This is a genomic window from Variovorax sp. OK212 (genome assembly GCF_900112425.1).
Taxonomy (GTDB): domain Bacteria; phylum Pseudomonadota; class Gammaproteobacteria; order Burkholderiales; family Burkholderiaceae_C; genus Variovorax.
Map to the genome: position 1 here is coordinate 1 of NZ_FOLP01000053.1, position 3,962 is coordinate 3,962.

Consider the following 3,962-nt stretch of genomic DNA (forward strand, 5'->3'; position numbering starts at 1 on the left):
ATGGCGGTCTTCGCCTCGGGCGAAGCCATCGCGGCCTTGATGGCGGCGTGGTAGCTCTCCACCATCGGGCTGGGCAGGCCCGCCGGCCCGACCAGTGCAATCCACGCATCGAAGCTGTAGCCCGGCACGCCGGCCTCGGCCAGCGTCGGCACGTCGGGCAGCGCGGCCGAACGCGTGCCGGTGCTCACCGCCAGCGCGCGCAACGTGCCGGCCTTGACCTGCGGCGCCACCTGCGAGATCGACACGAACCCCAGCTGCACCTGCCCGCCGATCATGTCGGTGATCAGCGGCCCGGTGCCGCGGTAGGGCACGTGCTTCATGCGGATGCCGGTCTCGCTCACCAGCAGCTCGCCCGCCAGGTGCAGCGTGCTGCCGTTGCCGGCCGAGCCGTAGTTCAGCGCGTCGGGGTGGGCCTTGGCATGCGCGACCAGCTCGGCCACGTTCTTCACCGGCAAGGCCGGGTTCACCACCAGCACCAGCGGCACGGTGGCCAGCACCGCGATGGGCGTGATGTCCTTCAGGCTGTCGTAGGGAATCGTCTTGTAGATGCCGGGGTTGATCACGTGGTTCGAAGAGATCATGCCCAGCGTGAGCCCGTCCTTCGGCGCCTTCACCACCTGCGTGGTGCCCGGGATGCCGCCTGCGCCCACCAGGTTCTCGACCACCACCGGGTGGCCGGTGGCGCGCCCGAACGCCGGTGCGATCGCGCGCGCCACGGCGTCGACCGTGGAGCCGGCCGCCAGCGGCACCACCATGCGGATCGGCTTGTCCGAGGCGGCGGGTTGGGCCGCAGCCACCCACGGCGCCGTGAGCAGGGCGGCGCCGGCCATCGATGCCAGCAGCTGCCGGCGCAGGTTGAAAGAACGGTTCATCGCGTTGTCTCCTTTTTGTCTGTCTGTCTGTCTGTCTGTCTGTCTCCGGGGCTCTCAGGCGTGCCGCTGCTGCAGCTCCTCGAACGACACCAGCGCGCCCGCGATGGCGCTGGCCGCCACGGTCGGCGGGCTCGCGAGCCACACCTGGCCGGGACCGCCGCGGCCGGGAAAGTTGCGGTTGATGGCGCTCACCGTCACCTGGCCGGCATGGACCGAGCCGCCGGGGCCGCAGTTGCCGCACGCGCCGCAGGACGGCTGCAGGATGCGCGCGCCCACGCGCTCGAAGGCGTCCATGTAGCCCGCCGCCACGCAGTGGTCGCGCACGGCGGTGGTGCCGAACTGCAGGTACAGCGACACGCCCGGCGCCACGCGCAGCCCGCGGTCGGCGGCCCAGCGAAGCACGCGGTGGTAGTGCGCGAAGTCCTCGCGCTTGCCCGCGGTGCACGAGCCGCCGTAGGCCATGTCGATGCGCGCCGGCCGCTCGGCCACGTCCGTCAGCGGCAGCCCGTTGCCCGGATCGCCCGGCAGCGCCACCATCGGCGGCACCGCGGCGCAGTCGACGTGCAGCGTGTGCGCATAGGCCGCCCCTTCGTCGCTGCGCATCCATGGCGCCGGCGTGAAGTCGACATTGCGGCGCTCCCGCAGGAAGCGCACCGTCTCGGCATCGGGCGCCACCAGGCCGGTGAAGCCACCGAGTTCGGCCGTCATGTTGGTGAGCGTGGCGCGCTCGTCGGTCGACAGGCCGGCCACGGCCTCGCCCGTGAACTCGAACACCTTGCCCACGCCGCCGCCTTCGCGGATGAAGGGCAGTGCCAGCAGGTGCAGCAGCACGTCCTTGGCGGTCACGCCCGGCGCGAGCCGGCCGCCGAGCACGATGCGCAGCGACTGCGGCACCGTCAGGCGCACCGCGCCGGTGACGAAGGCGTTGGCCATGTCGGTCGTGCCCACGCCGAAGGCCACGCAGCCCAGCGCGCCGCTGTGCGGCGTGTGCGAGTCGGTGCCCACCACCAGCTGGCCCGGCAGCGCGTAGTGCTCGGCCACCATCGCGTGCGAGATGCCCGCGGCGTTGCGGCCGTCGTCGTGCGCCGCCTCGGCCTCGGTCAGCGTGCGGTGCGAGCGCAGGCCGTAGGCGTCGGCGAACGCGCGCTGCGCCTCGACCATGCGGCGCACGTTCGGCACCAACCCGTGGCGCACGTGCGCGGGGCTCTCCTCCACGTAGGAGGTGTGGTCCTCGAACACGATCACCGAACCGGGTTCGTGCAGCGCCAGCGGCTTGCCGAAGGCGGCGTGCAGCATGTGCGCGGCCATGCCGGTGTAGTACTCGTGAATGAAGCGCCAGTCGGCGCGCACGAAGGCGCCGTCGCCGGGGCTCGGGTGCGCGGCCGTCAGCTCGGTGCGCAGCGCGTGGCGCGCGACGATCTTCTCGAACAGCGTGCGCGGCCGGTCGTCGCCGCGCTGCGGTGCGCCGTCGATGCGGCGCATGAAGCGCTGGCCGAAGCGCAGCAGCCCGCCGCTTGTCAGGATGGCGGCAGCCAGCGCGTCGCGCCCGGCCACCAGCGCGTCGATCGCGATCGCCTCTCCCGCGGCAATGCGGTCCACCAGACCCATGTCGGTGGAGGTGAACAGCCCGATGTTGTCCGCGTTCTGCCGGTAGATGCGCTCGAAGCTCTCGGCAATCACCAGCCGCACGCCGGCCAGCTTCTCGGCCGCCGGGCTGTGCTCGCGCGACGAGCCCTTGCCGTAGCGCTTGCCCGCCACCACCACCTCGATGCCCGCGCGGCGCACCGCGTCCACGCCGATGGGCGAGGCATCTCCGGCGCGAAAGCCCGTGTAGGGGTAGCGGCCGAGCTGCTCGTCGAAGTGCGTGATGATGGCGATCGGCGTGATCTCGTCGGTGGACACGTCGTCGCGCAGCGGCAGGGCCTGCGCAAGCGTCGCCGTCTCGCCGCGCAGCACGCGTTCGACAACGCCGGGCGACTGGCTCAGGAAGAGGATGCGCGGGGCGAACGCGATGGTTTCGGCGGCGGCATCGGTGGTGTCGACCGGGGCCGGGGCTGGCGATGTTTGATCGGCTGGCATGGCCCATCGTCACCGGCGCCCCTCGGGCCATCAAGCGCCAACCCGGCACAGGGGGTCTCGCAAACCGCGAGATCGGGAATTACCCGCGCAGGCCGTCCAGCAGCGCCTGCACCGCGCGCGGCTGCGGCGTGCGGTGCAAGGCATAGAGGTGCAGCTTGCGCGCGGCCCAGGGCTCGTCGAGCGCGCGGCGCTCGAAGCGTGCATTGCCCGCATAGGCCATGGCCGCGCTTTGCGGGATCACCGCGATGCCGAGCCCGGCCTCGACCATGCGGCACACCGCATCGAAGCTGCTGACCGACACCTTCGGCGCGAAGCGCATGCCCAATGCATCGGCGCGTTCCTGCAGCGAGCGGTCGAGCGCGCCGCCCGCGTGCACGCCGATCAGCGGATGCTGCAACACCTGCGCAAAGCCCAGCGCCTCATGCGCCGCCAGCGCATGGCCGGCCGGCAGCACCACGTGCAACGGGTCACTCGCGAAAAACCAGGCGTCGAGGCCGGCGGGCACCGGCACGTCGACACCCACGCCGATGTCCGCGCGGTCGTCCAGGCAGGCGCGCACCACGTCGCGCGTGTCTTCCTCGTGCAGCGAGATCGTCACCCGCGGATGCGCCGCCATGAAGCGCTGCAGCCGCTCGGGCAGGAAGCCGATCACCGCCGACATGTTGGCGTACAGGCGCACCGTGCCGCGCACCTCGTCGCCTTCGGTCTGCACCTCGCGCACCAGCGCGCGCAGGTCTTCGTCGATTCTTTCGCCGCGCGCCAGCACCAGCCGGCCGGCCTCCGTGAGGCTGATGCCGCGCGGGGAGCGCACCAGCAGCGGCGTGCCGAAGGCATGTTCGAGGTCCGCCAGGCGGCGGCTCAGCGCCGAGGCCGCAATGTGCTCCTGCTCGGCCGCGCGAACGATCGAGCCCGCGCGTGCGGCGGCGACGAACAGGCGGACACTGTAGGGATCGATGCGGCGGGTCAACGTGGGCGCTCCGGGAGGGGCGCCCAGTTTGTCACAGTGGTACG

3 protein-coding genes are annotated in these 3,962 nt (G+C 72.1%); all 3 read right to left on the bottom strand.

The features are described 5' to 3' along the window. A partial coding sequence (locus tag BM004_RS40405) for a Bug family tripartite tricarboxylate transporter substrate binding protein (RefSeq protein WP_093334597.1) occupies window positions 1-872 on the bottom strand: 872 nt, incomplete at its 3' end. A gap of 54 nt (window positions 873-926) precedes the next feature. Next, window positions 927-2,951: an aconitase family protein gene (locus tag BM004_RS40410; protein ID WP_093222584.1), complete on the bottom strand. Its 2,025-nt coding sequence runs from the start codon at window positions 2,949-2,951 to the stop codon at window positions 927-929. 79 nt (window positions 2,952-3,030) lie between these two features. Beyond that, window positions 3,031-3,945, bottom strand: coding sequence for a LysR substrate-binding domain-containing protein (locus BM004_RS40415; protein WP_093222586.1), 915 nt, complete (start codon window positions 3,943-3,945; stop codon window positions 3,031-3,033). Window positions 3,946-3,962 lie beyond the last annotated feature (17 nt).